Origin of the sequence: Flavobacterium sp. Leaf359 (assembly GCF_001423985.1) — a bacterium.
Lineage (GTDB): Bacteria > Bacteroidota > Bacteroidia > Flavobacteriales > Flavobacteriaceae > Flavobacterium > Flavobacterium lindanitolerans.
Window position 1 is genome coordinate 121,417 of the sequence record NZ_LMPW01000011.1, and the last position, 19,183, is coordinate 140,599.

19 protein-coding genes are annotated in these 19,183 nt (G+C 33.9%); all 19 read right to left on the bottom strand.

All coding sequences use genetic code 11. The annotated features are described in order from the left end of the window. Positions 1–603, bottom strand: coding sequence for a sugar transferase (locus ASG38_RS07375; RefSeq protein WP_056068693.1), 603 nt, complete (start codon positions 601–603; stop codon positions 1–3). After that, positions 596–1,747 carry a glycosyltransferase family 4 protein gene (locus ASG38_RS07380; protein WP_056068695.1) on the bottom strand — a complete coding sequence of 384 codons (1,152 nt, stop codon included), beginning with the start codon at positions 1,745–1,747 and terminating at the stop codon, positions 596–598. Before ASG38_RS07380 ends, ASG38_RS07375 begins: the two co-directional genes overlap by 8 nt. Next, complete coding sequence (locus tag ASG38_RS07385) at positions 1,744–3,057, bottom strand: glycosyltransferase (RefSeq protein ID WP_056068698.1); 1,314 nt, start codon at positions 3,055–3,057, stop codon at positions 1,744–1,746. Before ASG38_RS07385 ends, ASG38_RS07380 begins: the two co-directional genes overlap by 4 nt. Before the next feature lie 65 nt (positions 3,058–3,122). Next, positions 3,123–4,649: a lipopolysaccharide biosynthesis protein gene (locus ASG38_RS07390; protein WP_056068700.1), complete on the bottom strand. Its 1,527-nt coding sequence runs from the start codon at positions 4,647–4,649 to the stop codon at positions 3,123–3,125. Positions 4,650–4,661: 12 nt separating this feature from the next. Next, a complete protein-coding gene (locus ASG38_RS07395; RefSeq protein ID WP_056068702.1) occupies positions 4,662–5,618 on the bottom strand; it encodes an acyltransferase in 957 nt (318 codons plus the stop codon). Further along, positions 5,618–6,619, bottom strand: coding sequence for a hypothetical protein (locus tag ASG38_RS07400; RefSeq protein ID WP_056068704.1), 1,002 nt, complete (start codon positions 6,617–6,619; stop codon positions 5,618–5,620). The genes ASG38_RS07395 and ASG38_RS07400 overlap by 1 nt, the downstream gene beginning before the upstream one ends. Continuing rightward, positions 6,619–7,755, bottom strand: coding sequence for a glycosyltransferase (locus tag ASG38_RS07405; RefSeq protein ID WP_056068706.1), 1,137 nt, complete (start codon positions 7,753–7,755; stop codon positions 6,619–6,621). The genes ASG38_RS07400 and ASG38_RS07405 overlap by 1 nt, the downstream gene beginning before the upstream one ends. Before the next feature lie 3 nt (positions 7,756–7,758). After that, positions 7,759–8,871: an EpsG family protein gene (locus ASG38_RS07410; protein WP_056068707.1), complete on the bottom strand. Its 1,113-nt coding sequence runs from the start codon at positions 8,869–8,871 to the stop codon at positions 7,759–7,761. After that, positions 8,861–10,078, bottom strand: a complete 1,218-nt coding sequence (locus ASG38_RS07415; protein WP_056068709.1) for a glycosyltransferase — start codon at positions 10,076–10,078, stop codon at positions 8,861–8,863. Before ASG38_RS07415 ends, ASG38_RS07410 begins: the two co-directional genes overlap by 11 nt. A gap of 7 nt (positions 10,079–10,085) precedes the next feature. Continuing rightward, positions 10,086–11,225 carry a non-hydrolyzing UDP-N-acetylglucosamine 2-epimerase gene (wecB, locus tag ASG38_RS07420; protein ID WP_056068711.1) on the bottom strand — a complete coding sequence of 380 codons (1,140 nt, stop codon included), beginning with the start codon at positions 11,223–11,225 and terminating at the stop codon, positions 10,086–10,088. Next, positions 11,225–11,875, bottom strand: coding sequence for an acyltransferase (locus tag ASG38_RS07425; RefSeq protein ID WP_056068713.1), 651 nt, complete (start codon positions 11,873–11,875; stop codon positions 11,225–11,227). The genes wecB and ASG38_RS07425 overlap by 1 nt, the downstream gene beginning before the upstream one ends. After that, positions 11,872–12,990: an NAD-dependent epimerase/dehydratase family protein gene (locus ASG38_RS07430; protein WP_056068715.1), complete on the bottom strand. Its 1,119-nt coding sequence runs from the start codon at positions 12,988–12,990 to the stop codon at positions 11,872–11,874. Before ASG38_RS07430 ends, ASG38_RS07425 begins: the two co-directional genes overlap by 4 nt. A gap of 19 nt (positions 12,991–13,009) precedes the next feature. Continuing rightward, on the bottom strand, positions 13,010–13,441 hold the full coding sequence (locus tag ASG38_RS07435) for a dTDP-4-dehydrorhamnose 3,5-epimerase family protein (RefSeq protein ID WP_056068717.1): 432 nt from the start codon (positions 13,439–13,441) through the stop codon (positions 13,010–13,012). 1 nt (position 13,442) lies between these two features. Continuing rightward, a complete protein-coding gene (locus ASG38_RS07440; protein ID WP_056068719.1) occupies positions 13,443–14,480 on the bottom strand; it encodes a polysaccharide biosynthesis protein in 1,038 nt (345 codons plus the stop codon). 38 nt (positions 14,481–14,518) lie between these two features. Continuing rightward, complete coding sequence (locus ASG38_RS07445) at positions 14,519–15,799, bottom strand: nucleotide sugar dehydrogenase (RefSeq protein ID WP_056068721.1); 1,281 nt, start codon at positions 15,797–15,799, stop codon at positions 14,519–14,521. Positions 15,800–15,845: 46 nt separating this feature from the next. Beyond that, positions 15,846–16,814 (bottom strand): SDR family oxidoreductase, encoded by a 969-nt coding sequence (locus tag ASG38_RS07450; RefSeq protein ID WP_056068723.1) that lies wholly within the window; start codon positions 16,812–16,814, stop codon positions 15,846–15,848. 46 nt (positions 16,815–16,860) lie between these two features. After that, positions 16,861–17,739 carry a glucose-1-phosphate thymidylyltransferase RfbA gene (gene rfbA, locus ASG38_RS07455; RefSeq protein ID WP_056068725.1) on the bottom strand — a complete coding sequence of 293 codons (879 nt, stop codon included), beginning with the start codon at positions 17,737–17,739 and terminating at the stop codon, positions 16,861–16,863. Further along, entirely contained in the window at positions 17,736–18,599 is an 864-nt protein-coding gene (gene rfbD / locus ASG38_RS07460) for a dTDP-4-dehydrorhamnose reductase (RefSeq protein ID WP_056068727.1), read from the bottom strand. The genes rfbA and rfbD overlap by 4 nt, the downstream gene beginning before the upstream one ends. Positions 18,600–18,608: 9 nt before the next feature. Next, positions 18,609–19,148 (bottom strand): dTDP-4-dehydrorhamnose 3,5-epimerase, encoded by a 540-nt coding sequence (gene rfbC, locus ASG38_RS07465; protein ID WP_056068728.1) that lies wholly within the window; start codon positions 19,146–19,148, stop codon positions 18,609–18,611. Positions 19,149–19,183: the final 35 nt, after the last annotated feature.

Below are 19,183 nucleotides of genomic sequence, written 5' to 3' on the forward strand. Positions count from 1 at the left end.
CTATTCTCCATTAAAAGGTTCTATTGTGGCAGCATCTGCTGCATTTATACCTTCACTTATTATCACTTTTTTTACTGTCAAAAAAAGTATTTTCATATCTAATTTAAAAGAGATATTATCAACATACCAAACATCGAGTTCGAATTTTTTATCCCAGCTGATGGCATTTCTGCCATTTACTTGTGCCCAACCTGTGATTCCTGGTTTTACTTCGTGCCTTCTGTTCTGAAAATCCGAATACAAATGTAAGTAGTGCACAAGTAACGGCCTGGGCCCTATGAGGCTCATATCTCCTTTTATAACGTTTATAAGCTGCGGAATCTCATCAAGTGAAGTCTTACGGACAAAGGCTCCAATTTTGGTCAAACGATCAGCATCAGGAAGCAATTTCCCTTGCTTATCCTTCTTATCGTTCATAGTCTTAAACTTGACTATTTTAAAAATCTCGCCGTTTTTGCCTGGACGCTTCTGTACAAAAAAAGGCTTTCCCTGATTCGCAAAAAACAAAAAAACCGTTATTACCAGAAAAATAGGCAACAGACATATAAATCCTAATAAGGACAAGGCAAAATCGATTACTCTTTTGAAAAGCCTTTTATACATTTTGTTCAAGAAATTTATATTCAGACAAAAGTGATTCCCAAACAAAGTTCTTATCATATCTTTTAACAATTAACTGCCTGCATTTTTTAGATAATTGAGCTCTTAAAATATGATTTGTAAAGATGTCCTCCATAGCAGTTTTAATTACTTCAGAATTTTTGACAGGAATAATTATTCCGTTTTCATTTTCAATGATGATCTCATTACTGCCACTAATATCTGTTACTATTGAAGGTATCCCCATTGCTCCAGCTTGAATAACAACATTTGGAAAACCTTCCCTGTAGCTCGGAAAAACATGAACATCTGCTATTGAAAAAAATTTGCGAACATCCTCTTGAAAACCAACAGAAATAATATTTTCATTTTGGCGAATCTCAGTAATAGTTTCCTCAAATAAAGGATCTAATTGATTTTCAAAATTCCCAACTAAAATTAACTTTATATTCAGCGCAGAAGCATTAAGTTCTTTAAAAGCTTTAATTAACTCATTAATTCCTTTATCCTTTACCAGCCTTCCTACAAAGATATATACAAAATCCTGCGTGTTTATTCCAAGACTGTTTTTTAATTGCTTTTTGTCTTCATCAGCTATTTTATCGGGATCGAAATAATCTATATCAATACCGTTAACATTCCCATTCCCTATAATCTTCAATGGTTTATTTGTTATTTTATAGCTGATAAGATCCTCTTTTACACCATTCCCTTCCGGATAAATATTCGTAGCAAACCGACAAAGCAATCGATCCATGAGTATAAGTATTCGTTGCATTATACCTTTCTTTGAAGGAAAAATCAGCCCTGTAAAAGTATGCATACGAATTGGCACACCTGCGAAATAAGATGCAATCATAGAAAGAAGCCCTGCTTTTGGAGTAATGGAATGTACAATTAGTGGTTTTTCTTTTTTAAACAAAACATATAATTTCCATAGCGAGATTAAATCTTTAACAATGCTAATATTTCTTTGCATTTCAATACCAACAGTTCTGACTTTTTCTCTTTCACAAACATTTTCCAAGTGGTTATCATTCCCTGATACGGCAATAATTTCATAAAAATTTTGCAAATAAGCCAATTGTCCTTGTAACAATAGATCAAGTGACATTGCGACTGTTGAAGTACGAATAATTTTTCTCATACAATTGCATTCTTTGTCATTACCATTTCCATATCACTTTCAAATTTCTTAAGCACCTCATTTTTATTATGTTTTTCTTTCCCAAAATTCCATGCTTTTAAACCATTTTCATTTAAGCTTTCTGTATGGTCAATCAAATCTCTCAATCTATCTAAGACTTCTTCACTAGTGTTTGCAGTAATTCCAATTCCATTATCATGAAGGTATTTAATGGAGGCTGCTTCTTTCCAACCCATTGCAAAGATAGGTTTTCCGGCTTCTAAATAATCTACTATTTTGGTTGAGAATGACAGAGAAGTAGCTAACATCTGCTGTTTTTCAAAAGATTCTACATGTACGAGTATATCGCCATCATTTAAAATTTCTGGAATTTGGGAATAAGGAACTTTACCCATTATCTCAACAGATTCCGAGCTTTTCAATCTCTGTCTTACCTCAGGAGTAATTTCATTTGCAGTATACAAATATAGTTTTGCCTTTATTTCTTCGGAATTAATCACTTTTAAAGCATCTGCAATGGAAAACAGACTATGAATTCTTCCATAAATTATATTCCCCGTATAGATTAGCTTTAAAGGAATATTTGGAGAATGTGTTTGTGGGAAATTTGTAAAATCTCCTGTTTTATATAAGATATCAAAGTCCAGATTATAGATTTTTTTATAAACCCTGGATTGCTCATCAATAATACAATAGTTTTTAGCTGCCAGCCGTATGCTTTTGTCCATGTGTTTCCGAAGGACATATCTGTTGATCCAATACAAAGGCGACCAGGAATATTGTCTGTAAGTAACCAAATCATCACAATGGAAAAATACAACTGGCACATCAGATTCTTTTTGAACAAATTTTAAAATGTCATGCATGTAAAAGGAATCATATGATGGCGAATAGATAACGTCAGGATTAAAATCTTTAATAAAATCCTTTAATTCTTTGCTCTTCCAATTTACCATTTTCCAAAGCAGTTCCCTACCCCATAGAAACACGTGAAACCTGTTTTTCCTGAAGAAATCATAGAGTTTCTTTTCGTTCCGCTCGTCTCTGATTTCAGAAGTAACCGAAGTGGCGTCTTGTTTTTGAACCTTCATGCCTGCAACCGTCACTTTCCTAAGCAGTTTTTTTACAAGCAGGCTTTCGGAAATCTTGAAATAATTTGAACAAATTTTATTGTTTGGAATTTCGTCTCGGCAATATAGATTAGCAATCCTATCTGTTTCCCAATTTTGAAAGAGATTGGACAAAGTGTTACCGCTATTATTCGTGTCATTCCAGGAATCACGACTTATTACCAAAATTTTGGGCTTCATTTACCTAATTATTTTTTTCAACTGACAATTCAGAATATGTCTTTCCACTTGCCAACTGATCTTCATTATTTCCTTTTTAGTCTGTTAGCTAGTTTTAGCAACATTGATTTAAACAATTCTTTTTCATCCGCATGCAATCCAATTAACCATACCGAAATTATGTAAAAAAGAGACAACAGAGCTACTTTGCATGAAAAGTAAAGCAAATCTTTATCAGGCTGCAAGTAATTTAATACAAAACCAAATAAGAGTGTCAATACAAAAGGAATAATCAGACTACTATAACATTCTTTAAAAAATCGAGGAATTTCTAATTTTATCTTTTTCCAGTAAATAAAATTCATACCTATTACATGGCACATCATTGTTGCAGAGAATATACCTATCGCACAACCTAAAGCGCCCAAATGAGGAGCCAAAAGAAAAGAAATGATTACGCTTAAAACAGAAGCTCCAACAAATATAATCGCCCTATATTTTAATTCGTTTATAACAAACAAGTAAGTATAGGCTATTTCCTGGCTTAAAGTTATCAATCCAGGTAAGATTAAAAATAAAATTACATTATAAGACTCGCTAAATCCTAATCCCATCCAAAGGATTATAAATTCCTGTCCAAATACTATAAGTCCGATAAATAACAGCCCCATCAACATAAGTTGAATCCTGCCCACACGAATCATCAAATTAGTGACTTCATGAAGGTTATTCTTTTGCATATCAAGTTGGGCTACTCTTTGCAGAAAGAGACCATTTAATGCGTGTGCCAGAGTCCAGGTATATCCCTCAATGATTATACCTATAGAAAAAATAGCTATTTGTTCTGTTCCTGAAACTATTCCAAGAATAAATGGTGCAATATTTATCAAAAGTCTTTGGGCTATTCCAATAACAGACACCCAAAAAGAAAATTTAATCAGATCTTTTAATAATTCTTTGCTTTTAAATTTAAAATCTATTTTTATATCTGTCCGCTTTGAAAGATATATAAACTTTATGCAGATAATTACTATCCCAATAACTGCATTTATAGCTACTAAAGCATACAATTTATATCCTAATAACAAGGCAACAATCATTAAAATTACTATTCCTACCTTACTGATGATATCACACAATTTCAGAAGAACAAATCTTTCATAGGCAATCAAAACGCCATCCAAAGGCAAAAAAGGGAAAGAAATCAGACTGAAACCGCCAGCAATCAGGTAGACTATTTTAAATTTTTCAATTTCAACCGCGCTAAGCTCTATGAATATGTTCTCAATAAAAAAATAGACAACGATTAACGCAATCAGTATCAAACCATTAATCAGCAGATAAAACTTTGAGGTAAGCCCCAGCATCTGATTTATCTTTTCAGGTTCATTATTTGCCTTGTATTTGGATAAAAAACGAGCAATGGTTTGCCCCAAACCAAAATCCATGACAAAATAAGAAATGAAAGCAGTCACTAATATATACAACCCATAATCTGATTTACCTATTTGTTTAATCATCCATGGGGTATATAAGAAACCCACAATAATGTTGAAGGCTATGGCGCCATAAGACATTAAAGCTCCTAATTTAATTTGTTGCGAACTATTCATTTAAATTAAGATTTATCTAAGTCCTATCAGTGTATTATACATCTTGGTTAATCCTACTTTCTTAGCAATAAATTTTCCTGTAATTATCAACAGAATGCAAATCAGCATATATATTATTGGGTTAATAAATTGTGACCAATAATTTTGAATCAAAAATATGCGAAAGGGAAATACTAAAAAATGAATCAGATAAATTGAAAAAGTAAATTCTGATATTTTAATAAAATTCTCTTTTCTAAAAATTTTTAAACTCGAAATCGAGAAAATAACAGTCATCCCCAATATTTCATTTGGTATTGCCAGCTTTGAAAAATACCCATAATGACCTTCCGCTTTTATTGAAATCCAAATAAAAATAAAATAAAAAAATAAGATATAAGGCGCATTCTTATTTAAAAATGGAATTAGACCTATAACCCTATTTTTCATGATATGACCCAAACTAAAAAAGCCTATCCAATTAAATGGGTTTAAATAATTATTTATTTTATACGGGTCTAAATAACCAAAGAAATCAAAACTGGTAAGAAATAAAGAAATGATTGTTGAAATAATAAAAAAATACGAAGCGCCTTTTTTATTAAAGAAAGAAAACAATAGATAACAGAATATCAGAATAGTCAAATAATATAGATATGTGCCATTTCCTATTATCCAGTTAAGCCATGAATTCAAACTCTTGGGATAGTCACTAAAAACAAATACCAATGTACCCAAAAATAGCCACGGAATAAAGATACTGGTTATCTTTTTTTTAAAAAAACCTAATACCCCATACTTAGAGATATTAAAAAAATAACCTGAAATAAAGAAAAATGTTATGACACCTAAACAACCTAATCTCTCAGCTATAGCACTATAAAAAGAAGAATCGTTAACTCTAGAATGTGCTAAAATTACTGACAAAATAAAAAAAACTTTAGCTACATTAAAAATTTCGCTGGTAGGGTTGTCTAGACTTTTTCCCATTATTTCTTGACTCTTCTCTTAAATCCCCGCACTACACTTTTATGATCTCCAGCTAACAACCTATAGGTTATAGATTCAAAAAAACGGTATATTTTAACTAGCGGATACCCATTTGCCATAACCCTATCGATTCCCTTAGTATAATTTACATCTTCAATAACATATTTAGGATGTTTTAATGGAAATTCAATTTCGTGAGGTTTCATGTAAAATATTTTCTTTATTCCCTTTGGTAAAATATCCATTGATGTTGCCCCATGAGTTGCATTGGAGTCAATCCCAATATTTGAAATAAGATTATATTTAGGAACTATATTTAACCTACTATTTAAAATAGCAGCAGCTCCAAAAATAGACTCATAATGGGCTCTGCCACTATTTTTATGGTTTGTAGCATTTTGCAGAAAATGTTTATATGCTTTTCTGCCTAATACTCCTCTAACATTTTCTAAAGCATATTCATCTTTTAAAAAGTCATAGTGTTCTTCCCATTTTTCAAAAACTCTTCTCCAAGAAGCCCATCCTGTAATAGAACCTGATTTTGAAAATGTATAACTGTAAGGCGTATTTTCATAAACTTCCATCTGATTCATTCCACAAATCATATTGATACGCTCATCATCTTTGTAATATTCCAAAAGTTCTTTACAGTATCTAAAAAAGCTTTGAGAAGGCACATCATCATCTTCGAGAACAATACCATGTTCTTCATTTGTAAAAAGCCATTTTTGAGAAATAAACTCAGACGGATCACATCCGAAGTTTTTTTCCTGATACATATATTTTACCTCACAATCCCAATCTATATCTGCAACAATTTCGCGGCATTGTTTTATATTTTCTATATCATCTTCCCTGTTTGCCCTTGGCCCATCCTGATATAAATATAATTTTGAAGGTCTGGCAATTTTTATCTGTTCAAAAACTTTTTCCAAAGGTCTTGGACGCGCGAAAAAAAGAATCAAAACAGGTATATCAATTAAATATGGTTTTTTATGCATTATCTTAAAATGTTTGTTCTTAATCCTTCTATAAATTCCTTATCTAACATTGTGATGGCTTCCCTGCCATTATATGGCAAATTAACATCAATTTTTTGTATTGCTCTTGCTATTTCTTCCGGAAAATCTTCTTTATAAAAGAAAATCTCATTATGTATTTTTGATTTTTCAACGCAATCTATTTGTCCCGAAACTACCCGTAACCCCATGCCCATATAGGAAAGTATTTTACTTGGGAATGAAGTTTCCAGATATTTGCCTTCCATTTTTTGGGTACTTAGTCCAATATGGCATTTCTGGCAGTACTGAATATAATCATTTCCTGATAACGAACCGTCAAATACTATTTTACATTTAGACGTAGCATTTATTTCCTCAATTCTTCTTTTCAAAATATCAACCTCTCCAAATCCAATGACATGTAAGACATAATTTTCGTTCAAAAATGCAGCGCTTTCTATTGCATTAAAAGCTCCGGCTTTGATTTGATCAATTATACCCGCATAGAGTAGATGAATTTTATTAGTCTTTTCTGGTTCAGCAAGTATTTCACTGACCGAATAACTTCCATATATTACATAATTAGGTTTTGAGTTGCCTATTTTATCCACTAATAAATCTGTAGAAAACAAAAAGGAATCTGCAGCCTTAAATATCTTAATTTCAAGTTTATCAAAATAAGGATGCAAAGAAGAAACATCTGAATAAATCTCTTCAACTTCAAGAACCAAATTAAACTTTTTTATCCTCTTCGCCCACAAAATCGGCAAACACAGCCAAGGTGAGTGATATACAATTATTTTCTCATTTTTTTTAGCATTTCTTAAAAGGAAAAAAAACAACCATAATAAAGAATAAAATATCTTTAAAAATCGTGTCCATTTTCCAGAAAATGAAAAGCCCGAGGAAAATGTTATTTTTTTATTGTGCCCTAAATCAAATGTACTTCTCTTAAAAAAAAACTTGTTTTTTACCTCATCATACAACCAGGAAGGGGAAATTAAATGGAGTTTGAACCCCGCTTTTACAATTGAGTCTCCTATATAGTCTATCTTGCTGATTGCAGCAGGAGAAGATACCCTAAGGTTTCTTCCCTGAATATCGTACAATGCAATATATTTAATTTCTTTATCCATAAACTACAAATACACTTCCTCAAGTCGCATTTCTTCCCAAAAAAACTTATATTCCATATCAAAATTTGATTTCAAGAAAAAGAATAACAATATCGTAATCGTACAGAAATATACTAAAAGCTCTATCTTTCTTCCGGCTGAATTAAAAGACCTTAAAATCAACGGGATAAGCAACATAATAAATATAGAGAAATATTGTACTATACGCATGTATCCATGTATAGCGAAAACCAGCGAAAGAAATACTATCCCAATCATCAAGGCAAAATAATAAAATACAGCCGTAGGATTGAGTTTAATAATCTTTTTATACCTAACCAATGCTGTTACTGATATGAGTAACATCAAACAAACAAAAGTCACAGGCTTCAATTCATCCATATGCTGATATTCTTCATAAGAATTAGTAAGGCTAAATATATATAAGGCAACAGCATTACTGATTAATAGCAGTACAGGAAACAATACAATAACTATCCAAAAATAATAATTGGGTTTCTTAAGATACGTGATAAAATAGAGAGGTATAAATACTAAACTCGTTTTATGTATTGTGGATGCAATCAAAATAATCAGAAGGAAATAGAATAGTTTTCTTTTCTTTAAAAATTCAAAAGCAAAAAGAGTCCCTGCCGTTGCTATAGTCTGCCGATGTCCTGTTATTGAAAAAAAACTATAAAATAACACCGAATAAATCACAAAGGCTACCATGGCATCTCGTAGTCTATCGGTATTTTTATAAATAAACTGTCCTAAAGCAGTAAAAAACAATATCGCTATTGCGAAAAGAAAAAGCTGATATTCTCCTGTAAATAATGAAACTAATTTTTCGAAAACCGTATATCCCGGATCTTTCCCTTGATTGTATTTATAATAATCTATAACGATTTGCCATACTTTGTCCCAAGACATATTTTTTGTATCCTCATAAGACAAAAAATAGGTATAGGTATCCGTTCCAACGGCAACATTTCGCAATCCGGATTGAAGTATCAAAATAAAACATATCGTTTTTATATATCTTTTTCTATTAAGGTCACTATCCTTATTCCTTTTTCTGGAATAATGAAATCCTATTAATAGAATAAGCGCTATAACGATCAGATTAACTATCATAGCCTAAAATATTTTTATATAGAGCAATTGTCTGATTTATATTGGTATAATAATCAAAATTTTCAATTACCCTTTTCCTACAGCTATCTGAAAAATAGCTCCTGCCTTTTTCTTTAACCTTATCAATAGCTCCAGATAATTCTTCAACATTCCTTTTTTCTACAACATAACCGCAATTTTCTCCTAGTACTTCCGGACAGGCGGTCGAATCATAAACTATCGCCGGAGTTCCACAACTTAGAGCTTCCGCTATTACTTTCCCAAATGTATCTTCAGTTGAAAGATGGACATATACATCTGAAAAAGAATAGGCTTTGGCCAATTCTTTTTTTCCATGCACATAAGGAATATGTTTTATGTTTTGTGGCAACAACTTCTTATCCTCTATATTTCCAATCATTACGATTTGCATATCATCAGAAATAATTTTTGACAATTTTAAGGCATCCTGAAATTTTGGATCCTCTGAATGCCAGCTGGCACTAACCAATAAAATTGTAAACTTTCCGGAATCTATATTATATACGGTTGAAAAATTCTGCTCCCCAAAATCCTTAAATGTAGCATGGTCAATCCAGTTGTATATCGGGCTAATGGTATACTTATTCAAAAAAGATTTTTTTACTTCACCAGCCAGCCAATTTGAAACCGGAATAACAGTCATTTGCGATACGTTCGTAAACCATTTCTTTTTGTCATCATACATTTCGCTTGATCTGTCAAAAAATAAGCTCGGCGGGTATTTTTTTATTTGTGGACATGCATAACAATGAGTCTGCCACTTATAACATTGGACATCTGTATAATGGGCACATTTCCCGGTAAAAGCCCAACAATCATGAAGCGTCCACGCCAATGGAGTTCCAGATTCAATCAAATATTCAAACAAAATCTGAAGATTCAGATAATTGCCATGAAGATTATGAAGATGGATAACATCCGGTTTAATTTCCTGAATATAGGAAACCAGCTTGTGGGTGCCATTTTTTGTAAAATAGCCCTGTTTTCCCAAAAGTCTTGAACCCACATTATGCAGATGATTTTCGATAACTGTACCTATTTTATAACTTTTGGCATAATTTGTTGTTAACTGCCCATAAGCAATAAAGCATTCATGTCCTTGATGCTCCAAGACACTTGCTATATCTTCACAGATAGAACCAGTACTTCCGTAACCGGAAACGGTATTAATCATCAGGACTTTCATGCCATTCTTAGTTTTTTTTCCAAACGGTACGATTCACATAATCGGTATAGCTCAGTATAATACGAACCATTTTCTCTGACACATTGGGCATTGAATAGTCTGCAACAGGCCTAAAATTGCGTACATCGCCTGTTTTTTGATACTGAAGCTGTACTAATCCCTGCATTATTCTTTCAGGACTTAGCCCTACCATCATTACTGATGCTTCTTCCATTGCCTCTGGCCTTTCGTGGGCTTCACGGATATTCAGAGCCCTGAAGTTCAAAACAGACGATTCCTCTGAAATGGTTCCGCTATCAGAAAGCACTGCAAACGATTTCATTTGCAAAGCATTATAGTCATTGAATCCTAATGGTTTTAGAAACTGAACATTAGGATGCATTTGTATATTTTTTTTCTCAATCATATTTCGTGTACGTGGATGCGTACTTACAATAATCGGATAGTTGTATTTTTCTGCAATAAGATTCAAACTCTGCATCAAGCCATTGAAGTTCTTTTCGCTGTTGATGTTTTCTTCACGGTGTGAAGACACCACAAAAAACTTTCCTTCCTGCAATCCTAATCTTTCCAAGACATCAGAAGATTTGACTGACGGAAGATAATGGTTTAGGACTTCAAACATTGGTGAACCCGTTTTTATAATCCTGTCTGCTGGCAATCCTTCTCGTAGAAGATATTCACGTGCAATGTCGCTATAAGTCAGATTGATATCTGAAATATGATCTACTATTTTTCTGTTGGTTTCTTCAGGAACTCTCTGGTCAAAGCAACGGTTTCCTGCTTCCATATGAAAGATAGGAATTTGTCTTTTCTTAGCCGGAATAGCACAAAGACAGCTATTTGTATCTCCTAATACCAAAAAAGCATCTGGATTTTCACTTTCTAACAGTGGGTCTATCTTTATCAAAATCTGACCAACTGTTTCAGTAGCCGTAGCTCCAGCTGCATTTAAGAAAAAATCAGGTTTGCGAATGCCCAAATCATCAAAAAAAATCTGATTTAATTCATAATCATAATTTTGTCCTGTATGAACAATAATATGCTCAATTGCTTCTGATTTATCCAAAGCGGCCATAACACGAGAAAGACGGATAATTTCCGGCCTTGTCCCAACCACTGTCATTACTTTTAGTCTTGATTTCATTATAATCTTTCTCTGGTCCAGTTAATTTTTTCTTTTAGTATTTTTGCCGGCGTTCCTGCTATCAATAAATTTTCATCAAAAGTTTTGGCTACTAGTGAACGAATTCCTATTACGCAATTATCCCCAATTGTTGTATTTTTTAGTACAATAACCTCTTGCCCTATCCAGACGTGATTTCCTATATAGATATTTCCTGCCGGGTTTATTCTTATATTTTTCTCAGAATCAATTATGCTATGGGAATCTCCTGTTTTGAATTTAATACCTGAAGAAAGCATACAATCCTTTCCTATATAAACTTTACTGTTATTTTCTGAAACTCCAAAATCAACAGATTCTATTGTTGTTTTGCTATCTATAAATATCTCACAGTTATTATCTTCTATCCAAAAAACTCCGGATTTAATGACACAGTTATCTGCTATCGTAATCTTATTATCATTACCATAAATAAAAATGCTAATATCTCCTAAAAAACTATTTGACTCGAATTTTATTTGATTATTATTCCCTCTTATTTCAACTTTTAAGTTTCTTGGAAAAGATCTTTTAGTAAAGCTATTATTGACTCCGTTTATTTTTTTTCTGAAAACATTATAAACAGGAATTATTAATCTCTTTACATTCGATATTAATCTACTTTGTCTCATACATTTTCAAAATAAGTATCAGGGTCGTTTGGATCATAAAATTCATTAATCCAAAAAATAGTATATAACTCCTCCTCGCCTACATTTTTTATATTATGCGTATACCAGATAGGCATGTCTACATAAGCAGGTTCATTTCCATCTAAATAAAAATCAAGTACTTCATCCGTACCTATTTGCCTTAATTGGATTAATGCTTTTCCTTTAATGACAGCGAAACGTTCAATTTTTCGCGTGTGGAAATGATTTCCCCTTGTTATGCCCGGAACGGTCGTAGAAAACGAAACCTGACCGCCAACATTCAAGCGTATTACTTCAACAAAGGCACCTCTTGGGTCTGTATGTTGTGTGAATTTAACCGGAAAATAATTTGGAATATCAATATAGCAACGAAACGTATTGAAAAGGTTAGTTTCAAACTTGCTGTTTAATTGGGGAATAATTCCCTTGTCCTGATATTCTGATTTATACCTTTCCAACAAAGCCAGCAAATTGGAAACTTTGGATTCTGCTGTATGAGACACGATAAGTGATTCATTACTCTCGCCTTTTTTTATGGTTTTTAAAATTTCATCCACTAACTCGCCTACATAAATCAGTTTTAAATCTCCGTCAACCTCAATAGTTGGAGTTTCATTTCGAGCTATTTTATGAGAAAAAGTAGCGACTACAGAATTGTAATTTGGATGTCCAAAAGGACCAAAAACATTGGGAATAATTATGCCTGTGAATTTTCCACCTGAAGTTTTAGCCCATTGAGCCATTAATTCCCTGCCTTCTTTTTTGGATTTCCCATACAAATTGTCTCTTTCCTCTTGAGTCGAAGAAGAAAAAATAACATGGGCTTTACTGTTTGTTTTGTTTAAAGCATTGACCAGCTTTTGAACCAACCCTAAATTAGTATCATAGATTACCTGAGGGTCATTATGCCTGTTCATAGCAGCCAAATGCACAATCACATCACATTGCGAAACAAAATCATATAGTTTTCCTTCATCTTCAAAGAAATCTTTTTCAAATTCAATTCTTTGAAATTCCTCCTGAAAAAGTCCGATTGTATTATACAAATGTTTCCCTACAAATCCGGCCTGGCCAGTAATTCCTACTCTTAACATCTTTATTTTATATATTTTTTTAATTCCAGTCAAACCAGAGTTTGCTGTCAAATCTAAAATTATCTTTTGAGGATTCCTCTAATGAAAAATCAGAGAAAACAATCATTCTTGAGTTTTTTTTTAAGGCTTTGAATCCATTTGCAAAATTACCCGGAATATGCAAAATCTGATTTTCATCAGCATTCAGAACAAATTCCCTGACTTCAAGTTTTTCAGAAGGATTTTCCCAATCATCCGGCTGGACAACCGCTACTAAAAAGCTTCCTGAAATGACCTGAAACCATTTCTGCTCTCTTTTATGTGCCTGCCACGCTCTGATTACTAAAGTATCGGGGTGTTCTATGATATAATAGCGTTTGACTTCTGAAAGGTCAAATTCATTGGCATAAAACAGTTTCCCTCTTTCATCCTCATGAATATTACCCTGAATTATTTGAGGCTGATTCTTCATCTTAACTTGGCAATTGGGCTACATCTTCGCCAAAAACTTCTTTTCTTACCAAAGGCAATTTGACTAATAATTTCTTCATCCCTTCCACACCAAGCTGTTCTGTATTGTGAGAATGATAATCTTCGATAATTGAAATGTCTTTTTCACCTTCGGAAAAATATTGGGCATAATTCAAATCTCTATTGTCTGCCGGAATTCTATAAAATTCTCCCATATCTTCCGCTTTTGCCATTTCTTCACGGGTACATAATGTCTCGTATAGTTTTTCCCCATGACGTGTTCCTATAACTTTGATTTCATTATCTGCCTTACACAGATCTTTCAAAGCTAGAGCCAGGTCATTAATGGTTCCTGCAGGAGCTTTATTTACAAAAAGATCGCCCTGATTTCCGTGTTCAAAAGCAAAAAGGACTAATTCTACCGCTTCATCAAGAGACATTAAAAAACGTGTCATTTTTGGATCTGTTATTGTAATTTGCTTTCCTGATTTGATCTGATTCAAAAACAATGGAATTACTGATCCTCTTGACGCCATCACATTTCCATATCTTGTCAAACAGACAACTGTTTTATTTTCATGTATGTTTCTGGATGCTGCAATGGCTACTTTTTCCATCAATGCTTTTGAAATTCCCATTGCATTGATAGGATAAGCCGCCTTATCTGTACTCAGGCAAATTATTTTCTGCACACCATTGGCTACAGCGGCGTCAATTGTATTTTGTGTTCCAAAAACATTGGTTTTAGTAGCTTCTATCGGGAAAAATTCGCAGGATGGAACTTGTTTTAAAGCTGCAGCATGAAAAACATAGTCCACACCGTGCATGGCTTTTTCAATACTGCTATAATCACGGACATCTCCAATATAAAATTTCAGCTTATCATTTTTAAGCTGATTTCTCATATCATCCTGTTTTTTCTCATCTCTGGAAAAAATTCTGATTTCTTTAAAATGATCCGTATGCAGAAAACGATGTAATACTGCATTTCCAAATGAACCTGTTCCTCCCGTTATTAAAAGCGTTTTATTTTTCAACATATCTATTTTGACTTTTTTGCTTCTTCTCGTGTTTTTATTTATAATCTTCCGTCTGCGTTATCCAAAACTCCTTTTACATCATAAACTAATCCATTGTCTTTACATAAGGATGCCATATCCAGATTTAAAAATTCTTTATGTGCTACTCCTAAAACTACTGAATCAAACTGCTTATTTGGCAATAATTTTGTAGTGCTCAGGTCGTATTCATGTCTGACTTCTTCTGGATTTGCCCATGGGTCGTATATGGTAATTTTCATAGAGTATTCTTCCAAAGCCTTAATGACGTCAATAATCTTTGTATTGCGTACATCCGGACAGTTTTCTTTAAAAGTAATTCCCAACATTAGCAGTTCCGCACCGTTGACTTTGATTCCTTTTTTAATCATCAGTTTTACGATCTGCGACGCTACATATTCTCCCATACTATCATTAAGTCTTCTACCTGCCAGGATAATCTCCGGGTGATAGCCTACTTCCTGTGCTTTTTGCGCCAAGTAATAGGGGTCGACACCTATGCAGTGACCTCCAACCAATCCTGGTTTAAATGCCAGAAAGTTCCATTTTGTGCCTGCAGCTTTAAGTACATCATGGGTATCAATACCTAACAGATTAAAAATTTTTGCCAGTTCGTTGACAAAAGCAATATTGATATCTCTTTGAGAATTCTCTATTACTTTTGCCGCTTCAGCAACTTTAATTGTAGGTGCCAAATGTGTTCCGGCTGTAATTACGGATTTATATAATTCATTTACTTTTTGTCCAATCTCAGGTGTAGATCCAGCGGTTACTTTAAGTATTTGTTCTACAGTATGCTCCTTATCGCCAGGATTGATTCTTTCAGGAGAATAGCCTGCGTAAAAATCTACATTAAATTTTAATCCCGATATTTTTTCTAAAACCGGCACACATTCTTCTTCAGTAACTCCGGGATAAACAGTCGATTCATAAATAACAATATCTCCTTTTTTCAATACTTTTCCTACTGTCTCGCTTGCTTTATAAAGCGGAGTAAGATCTGGGCGGTTATTTTTGTCAACAGGAGTAGGAACAGTGACTATATAATAATTGCAGTTGGCTATATCCTCTATGTTTGATGAACAAAACAATCCATTTTCGAGTCCATCAAGACTAACTGTCAGGACTTCTTGCAGTTCAATATCAGAAACTTCAAGAGTAGTATCTATACCTGAACGCAGTTCTTTTATCCTATTTTGGTTAATATCAAATCCTACTACCGGATATTTTGTAGAAAATAGCCTTGCAAGTGGCAATCCTACATAACCCAGACCTATTACAGCAATTTTTTTTAAACTCATTGAAGTTTATTTAGTTATTCTGTACATTATTAAATACCTACAGATATTATTTCAAATTTTCCCAATACCAACTAACAGCTTCTTTTAATCCTTCTTTTATCTTATGTGTCGGTTCATATCCTAATAACTTTTGGGCTTTTTCAATACTTGCCAGGGAATGTGGTATATCTCCTTTTCTGTTAGGCCCATGTTTTATTTCTACAGCCTCAATTTTCGGATCTAAAACGGTCAAAAATTGTTTTAAATAATTTACCAATTCATTCAATGTCGTTCGGTCACCAACAGCCGTATTATAAACGGTGTTTAGTGCTTCCTGATTTTCCGTTAACATTGCCTTTTCATTCATCTGAATGACATTGTCAATATACGTAAAATCTCGTGAAAAATCCCCGGTTCCATTAATTACCGGGCTTTCATAATTCATAAATTGCTTTACAAACAAAGGAATTACAGCTGCATAGGCTCCATTAGGATCTTGTCGCCTGCCAAAAACATTAAAATATCTCAGGCCAATTGTTTGTAATCCGTAAGTTCTGCTGAAAACATCAGCATACAACTCGTTAACATATTTAGTAATAGCATAAGGAGATAGTGGTTTCCCTATTTTATCTTCTACTTTTGGTAAGGCTTCTGAATCGCCATAGGTGGATGAACTTGCTGCATATATAAAACGTTTTACATTAGCATCACGAGAAGCAACCAGCATATTTAAAAAGCCGGAAACATTGACTTCATTACTTGTTATCGGATCGTTTATAGAACGTGGAACCGACCCTAAGGCTGCCTGATGCAATACATAATCGATTCCTTGGACTGCTTTCATGCAGGTTTCAAGGTTTCGAATGTCGCCTTCAATCAGCATAAAGTCCGGATTATCGAAAAAAGGCTCAATATTATGCCTATGCCCTGTAGCAAAATTATCCAGACAAACAATCTGGTTCCCTTTTTCCAGGAAATATTCACACAAATTGGACCCTATAAATCCTGCTCCTCCTGTAATAAGTATCTTCGACATTTTTTCTACCACGCTTAGGTTATAGCAATTAGCAATACTAAAGTACTTATTTTCTATTCGCCAATCGCAACAAATACTGTCCGTATTCGTTTTTTTGCAACGGGGTAGCCAACTCAATTAGTTTTTCTTTTGTAATATATCCCATTTCAAAAGCGATTTCTTCGAGGCAGGCTACTTTAAGTCCCTGTCTTTTTTCGATGGTCTGGATAAAGTTTGAAGCTTCCAATAATGATTCGTGAGTTCCGGTATCCAACCATGCATAACCGCGTCCCATCAATTCTACTTTCAAATTTTTCGAATGCAGGTACTCCTGATTCACTGTGGTGATTTCCAATTCTCCCCTATCGCTTGGTTTTATGCTTTTTGCTATTTCAACAACAGAGTTTGGAAAGAAATACAAGCCAACAACGGCATAATTGCTTTTTGGTTCTTTTGGTTTTTCTTCAATTGAAATTACGTTCCCTGTTTTGTCAAATTCGGCAACACCATAACGTTCCGGATCCTGAACATAGTATCCAAAAACCGTAGCCTTTTTATCAACTACTACATTATTTACGGCTGTTTTAAGCAGGTCTGTAAGTCCGTGCCCGTAAAAAATATTGTCACCTAAAATAAGGCAAACGTCGTCCGAGCCAATAAATTTCTCCCCAATTATAAAAGCCTGGGCCAATCCATCCGGACTTGGCTGTTCTGCATATTCAATCTTGATTCCGAAATCATCTCCATTCCCTAAAAGGTTTCTGAAATTGGGCAAATCATGCGGTGTAGATATTACCAAAACCTCATCGATTCCGGCCAACATTAAAACCGATAATGGATAATAGATCATTGGCTTGTCATAAATCGCCATTAATTGTTTCGATATCGAACGGGTTAGCGGATATAATCTTGTTCCCGAACCTCCGGCTAGTATTATCCCTTTCATATGTTTTTGCCTATATTATTTAAACATTTTTCCAGACTTGATTTGTAATCTGAAATCTTGATTTTATAAACTTCTTTAATCTTGGTCTTATCTAATAATGAGTATGCCGGTCTTTTGGCAGGCGTAGGATAGGCTTCAGATGGAATACCTTTTACATCACAACTGCTTCCTGAAATTTCCTTTATGGCCAGGGCAAATTCAAACCAGCTTATTTTTCCTTCATTTGAAAAATTATAGATTCCGGGATACCAATTTTCTGTTTCAATGATTTTTAAAATGGCTTCTGCCAAATCTTTTGCATAGGTCGGGCTTCCAATCTGGTCATTGACTACACTTATCGAATCCCTTTCATTCATCAAACGCAACATGGTCTTGACAAAATTACTTCCAAATTCAGAATATACCCACGCAGTTCTGATAATAATACTGTCGGGATTGTTTTTCTGACAGGCAATCTCGCCCAGCAACTTTGTCCTGCCGTATTCGTTTTGAGGATTAGTCTGATCGTTTTCCTTTAAGGGAATTTCAGAAGTTCCGTCAAAAACATAATCTGTAGAGATATGGATGAGTTTACAATTATTTTCAAAACTCCATTTTGCTAACAGGGCTACAGCTTTATGATTGACCAAATCTGCCAATTCGACTTCTGTTTCAGCCTTGTCAACTGCCGTGTAGGCCGCACAATTAACCAGATAGTCAGGTTTCGTTTTTTCTAAAAAAGACCACGTTTCCGACTCGCTTTCAAGTGAAAATTCAGCTCTGTCAGCAAAAACGAAATCAAAATCGGAAAAAAGCGGGGACAGCACTCTTATTTCACTCCCTAATTGTCCGTTGGCACCGGTTATCAGTATTTTTTTCATAGATTGCGACTACTCTAAATCTTTCAATTCTCCCAGAATCTGGTCTTTTGCAGAAACGATACTTTCCTTATGATTAAGTTTCCAGTCGATGTTTAGTGACGGGTCATCAAAACGGATTCCTCTTTCGCTATCTTTATCATACAGTTGGTCTACTTTATACGAAACCATGGCTGTTGGGCTCAAAACTGAAAATCCATGTGCAAATCCTTGGGGAATCAGCAACTGTTTCTTATTTTCTGCCGACAACAAAATGCTAAAATGTTGCCCATAGGTTTTAGAATTTTTACGGATGTCTACAGCAACATCAAGAATTTCTCCTTGCAAAACACGAACTAATTTTGTCTGAGCAAATGGTGGCACCTGCAAATGTAGTCCGCGAATAACTCCATATTTTGAAAAGGACTGGTTGTCCTGAATAAATTTTATATCAATGCCATTTTCACGAAATAATGCTTCATTATAAGATTCAAAAAAGTAGCCTCTTTCATCTTCAAATACTCTTGGAGTGATGACAAGCAAATCTTCTATCGGCGTGTTTTCAATTTTCATTTCAGTTTTATTTTAACTGGTTTGTTTTTAGACGG

Coding starts and splice junctions, on each gene's coding strand:
- ASG38_RS07375 (WP_056068693.1), bottom strand. CDS start 603: ATGTATAAAAGGCTTTTCAAAAGAGTAATCGATTTTGCCTTGTCCTTA.
- ASG38_RS07380 (WP_056068695.1), bottom strand. CDS start 1,747: ATGAGAAAAATTATTCGTACTTCAACAGTCGCAATGTCACTTGATCTA.
- ASG38_RS07385 (WP_056068698.1), bottom strand. CDS start 3,057: ATGAAGCCCAAAATTTTGGTAATAAGTCGTGATTCCTGGAATGACACG.
- ASG38_RS07390 (WP_056068700.1), bottom strand. CDS start 4,649: ATGAATAGTTCGCAACAAATTAAATTAGGAGCTTTAATGTCTTATGGC.
- ASG38_RS07395 (WP_056068702.1), bottom strand. CDS start 5,618: ATGGGAAAAAGTCTAGACAACCCTACCAGCGAAATTTTTAATGTAGCT.
- ASG38_RS07400 (WP_056068704.1), bottom strand. CDS start 6,619: ATGCATAAAAAACCATATTTAATTGATATACCTGTTTTGATTCTTTTT.
- ASG38_RS07405 (WP_056068706.1), bottom strand. CDS start 7,755: ATGGATAAAGAAATTAAATATATTGCATTGTACGATATTCAGGGAAGA.
- ASG38_RS07410 (WP_056068707.1), bottom strand. CDS start 8,871: ATGATAGTTAATCTGATCGTTATAGCGCTTATTCTATTAATAGGATTT.
- ASG38_RS07415 (WP_056068709.1), bottom strand. CDS start 10,078: ATGAAAGTCCTGATGATTAATACCGTTTCCGGTTACGGAAGTACTGGT.
- wecB (WP_056068711.1), bottom strand. CDS start 11,225: ATGAAATCAAGACTAAAAGTAATGACAGTGGTTGGGACAAGGCCGGAA.
- ASG38_RS07425 (WP_056068713.1), bottom strand. CDS start 11,875: ATGAGACAAAGTAGATTAATATCGAATGTAAAGAGATTAATAATTCCT.
- ASG38_RS07430 (WP_056068715.1), bottom strand. CDS start 12,990: ATGTTAAGAGTAGGAATTACTGGCCAGGCCGGATTTGTAGGGAAACAT.
- ASG38_RS07435 (WP_056068717.1), bottom strand. CDS start 13,441: ATGAAGAATCAGCCTCAAATAATTCAGGGTAATATTCATGAGGATGAA.
- ASG38_RS07440 (WP_056068719.1), bottom strand. CDS start 14,480: ATGTTGAAAAATAAAACGCTTTTAATAACGGGAGGAACAGGTTCATTT.
- ASG38_RS07445 (WP_056068721.1), bottom strand. CDS start 15,799: ATGAGTTTAAAAAAAATTGCTGTAATAGGTCTGGGTTATGTAGGATTG.
- ASG38_RS07450 (WP_056068723.1), bottom strand. CDS start 16,814: ATGTCGAAGATACTTATTACAGGAGGAGCAGGATTTATAGGGTCCAAT.
- rfbA (WP_056068725.1), bottom strand. CDS start 17,739: ATGAAAGGGATAATACTAGCCGGAGGTTCGGGAACAAGATTATATCCG.
- rfbD (WP_056068727.1), bottom strand. CDS start 18,599: ATGAAAAAAATACTGATAACCGGTGCCAACGGACAATTAGGGAGTGAA.
- rfbC (WP_056068728.1), bottom strand. CDS start 19,148: ATGAAAATTGAAAACACGCCGATAGAAGATTTGCTTGTCATCACTCCA.